The sequence below is a fragment of the Meridianimarinicoccus roseus genome (assembly GCF_003172915.1).
GTDB lineage: Bacteria > Pseudomonadota > Alphaproteobacteria > Rhodobacterales > Rhodobacteraceae > Meridianimarinicoccus > Meridianimarinicoccus roseus.
The window spans coordinates 1-3405 of the sequence record NZ_QGKU01000040.1 but is presented as its reverse complement, the minus strand read 5'-3'; the positions used below and the strand labels follow the sequence as shown (position 1 = coordinate 3405).

General features: G+C 64.7%; 3 protein-coding genes and 1 pseudogene. 1 reads left to right on the top strand and 3 read right to left on the bottom strand.

Annotated elements, in window-relative coordinates:
- From DKT77_RS13280 to DKT77_RS13270, 3 genes and pseudogenes are all read right to left on the bottom strand, one after another.
- On the bottom strand, positions 1–337 hold a 337-nt coding region (locus tag DKT77_RS13280), incomplete at its 3' end, for an IS110 family transposase (RefSeq protein ID WP_146205004.1).
- Between the two features lie 76 nt (positions 338–413).
- Positions 414–932, bottom strand: a pseudogene (locus DKT77_RS13275) (IS3 family transposase); the annotation flags it as partial.
- 137 nt (positions 933–1069) lie between these two features.
- Positions 1070–2095, bottom strand: a complete 1026-nt coding sequence (locus DKT77_RS13270; protein ID WP_109812187.1) for an IS110 family RNA-guided transposase — start codon at positions 2093–2095, stop codon at positions 1070–1072.
- 57 nt (positions 2096–2152) lie between these two features.
- Between DKT77_RS13270 and DKT77_RS13265 the strand changes: the two genes are divergently transcribed.
- Positions 2153–3349 carry an IS256 family transposase gene (locus tag DKT77_RS13265; protein WP_109809696.1) on the top strand — a complete coding sequence of 399 codons (1197 nt, stop codon included), beginning with the start codon at positions 2153–2155 and terminating at the stop codon, positions 3347–3349.
- The last annotated feature ends 56 nt before the right edge of the window (positions 3350–3405 follow it).

Genomic DNA, 3405 nt, shown 5'->3' with positions numbered 1-3405 from the left:
GGAGGCTCCGCGCGCGGCCTCCTCCTACACCACGTCCGGGGGCACTGCTCGTGCGAGCCAGGACGACTGAGGAGACAAGCTTCAGGTCGAACCCGGCCCGGCCCAGATGGTGAGCCAATGTGCGGTGATAATTGCCGGTCGCCTCGAACCCGATCCGAACCGGAAGGTCGTAACCGACCAGCGTCGCGGACAGGCGCTTGAAGTCTTCCAGCGTGTTCATGACCGTCAAGCGGCGGCGGCGTGTTCTGCCCGGGATCCCGATCAGGACCTCGTGGCGGTGTTTGGAAATGTCGATGGCGACCAGCAAGGTCGGCGCGATAGAATGGGTAGTGGTCATAGCCGATCTCCTCAGCAGTGTGGTTGTGCAAAACCACTGTTGAGACCTGAGACCCGGCTATGGCCACACGCTGCGCTGTCTGAGGGCTGCGCGCGCGGCCATAACCTATCGGAAGCCCTTCTTCCCGAGGTGCTACGTTGTCAGACAGCATTTCGATGACCGAGGGCGCGCGGTGACCGCCAAAGCGGCGCTCCACGGCCTCCAGCATGATGTCGCGGATGTTGGAGCCGCTGATCCCGGCGTTCACCACCGCGCGCCAGGCGGTGATCTCGCGGTCGTGGGCATCGATGATGAAGGCACCGCGCAACTTGTCGACGTTCCAGCAGGTGAACTCGAACCCGTCCGAGCACCAACGCAGGTTGGAGCGCGTGACGATCATCTTGCCGTCGTGAACATGCTCGGGGCGCTCGGAGTATTTCCGCGCCAGCGGCAGGTCGTGGGCCTGCATGATCCGGTAAACCCGCTTGTCGTCTAATTGCACAACCCGGTCGTCTAATTGCACAACCCGGTTTTCCAGAGCTCTTGATCGATATCCGCCAGCGGATCGTTGTCGTCTTCGCGGTCGAGTCGATGCCCGCCGCAGGAGTGGCGCCCGATCAAACGACGTCTCGATGTGATTCCCGCGTTCCTAATCCGGTAGAAGAGGCCGCAAAGCGAGTCGCGAGATCGCCGTGGCCATGCTCTGGAGAGCCTGGCATTCTGTCAGTGCATTATTCTTGGCCGGTCATCCCCTCAAGCCGGCTGCCCGACACCACTCGATCGTCGCTCGAAGCTCGATCCGTCGCGCATCATCCGGAACAGGATCACTGCCAACTTTCTGGCGAGCGCCACTCTCGCCTTCCAACTTCCCGACCGTGCTGCGATGCGCAGAGCCCAGTCTCTCAGACCGAGGTCACCTCGTGTTCGGTAAAGGATGACGGAGGCCGCCTCGAACAGAAGGCTGCGTGTGAGACGATCGCCGCACTTCGATATGCGTCCGCCGATGTCCACCTCACCCGACTGATATCGTTTCGGTGTTAGGCCCAGATAAGCGCCCACGTCGCGCGCACGACGGAACCGGGCAGGATCTTCAATCGCTGCAGCGAACGCGATCGCGGTCAATGAGCCGACGCCGGGCGCGGTGGTCAAGCGCCGACACGTCTCGTTCTCTTTCGCGAACTCGGCGAGCTGTCGGTCGAAGGCCCGACGCTGATCCCGCAGTGTGTTCAGTGTTGCGAGCAGGCTCTCCAAGAGGTTTCGCACCGTCGGATCTTCCGGCAGGCCCGCCCGAACGGCGCGGTCAAAGGACGCTCCCTTGCCAGGCGCAACGATGACTCCGAACGTCTTCGCTAAGCCGCGGACCTTGTTGATCAACGCGGTACACATCCCGACGATCTGTTGCCGCGCCACCAGGATCGCGCGCACACGGTGCGTGGCCATCGACTTCATGGGAACCGGCTCATACCAACCGGACCGAACGAGCTGCGCCAATCCGCGCGCGTCGTTCCTGTCAGTCTTGTTGGCCTGAAGCTTGAGGGCTGCAGCTGCGCGCCGCGCATGTATGCAATCCAGAGGCACGTTTACATCTCGTAGACCGTGCCAAAGCCATACCGCGACCGGGCCAGTCTCCATCCCCGCCCGTTCAAGCTTTGGCGCGTGGCGAGCCAGCACTTCAGCGATCGCATCGAAGCAGTGCCCCCGGACGTGGTGTAGGAGGAGGCCGCGCGCGGAGCCTCCGGCGNAGCGCAGCGCGCGGCCGGCGGTGACGCTGGCGGCCATCGCCGGTCTTCGGAGAAGGTTCGGGTTGCGAAACCTGGAACCGAACCGGAGACGACGATGACCGACGATAGAATGACCCTGATGGAGCTGGTGGAGAAGTCCGCCGACGAGGATCTCGTCCGCGACATGCTCGCCTATGCCGCCGAGCGGCTGATGGAGATGGAGGTCGAGGCTGCGACGGGCGCGCCAAAAGGAACGCGCACACCGGCGCGCACCACGCAGCGCAATGGATACCGCGAGAGAGGCTGGGAGACCCGCGCCGGCCGGATCGACCTGGCGATCCCGAAGCTGCGCAAGGGCAGCTACTTCCCGAGCTTTCTCGAACCGCGCAGGACGGCGGAGAAGGCCCTCGTGGCCGTCATCCAGGAAGCCTATGTGCACGGCGTCTCGACGCGCGCCGTGGACGATCTGGTGCGTGCCATGGGCGGGAGTGGCGTGTCTAAGAGCCAGGTGAGTCGGCTCTGCGCCGAGATCGACGAGCGCGTGCTGGCATTCCTCACCCGGCCTCTCGAGGGCGCCTGGCCCTATCTCTGGCTCGATGCAACCTACATCCGGGTGCGCGAGAACGGCCGGATCATCAGCCGTGCCGTAATAATCGCGGTGGCGGTCAACGGGGACGGCCGACGCGAGGTGCTCGGCGTCGCCACCGGCCCCTCCGAGGCGGAGACGTTCTGGACTGGCTTCCTGCGCTCTCTCGCCGATCGCGGCCTGCGCGGCGTGAAGCTCGTCGTGGCCGACGATCACAAGGGGCTCAGGGCCGCAGCCCGCCGAGTGTTCGATGCGACCCACCAACGGTGTCGCGTGCACTGGCTCAGAAACGCGCTCGCCCATGCCCCGGCCAAGAGCCGCACCGCCGTGGCCGCAATGCTCAAGACGATCTTCGCCCAGGAGACCAAGGCCGAGGCGGAGACCCAGTGGGACGCCATCGCCGACGCCCTCCGTGAGAAGAATGACCGGCTCGGCGCCATGATGGACGCCTCCCGCGACGACGTGCTCGCCTACATGGACTTCCCCAGGGAGCACTGGGCGCAGATCAGCTCGACCAACCCGCTTGAGCGCGTCAACAAGGAGATCAAGCGCCGTTCCAATGTCGTCGGGATCTTTCCGAACGACGCGGCCATCATCCGTCTGGTCGGCGCGCTGATGATCGAAACCAACGACGAGTGGGCCGTCGCGCGCCGTTACATGGGGCTGGAGTCGCTGGCCCGCATCACCGATACTCACAACGTCAGACTGCCCGCCGTGGCGACCTGACCAACTCGAGCCTCTCCGAAGGCCGGCCCTCTTACACCACGCCGCGGGGCACTACC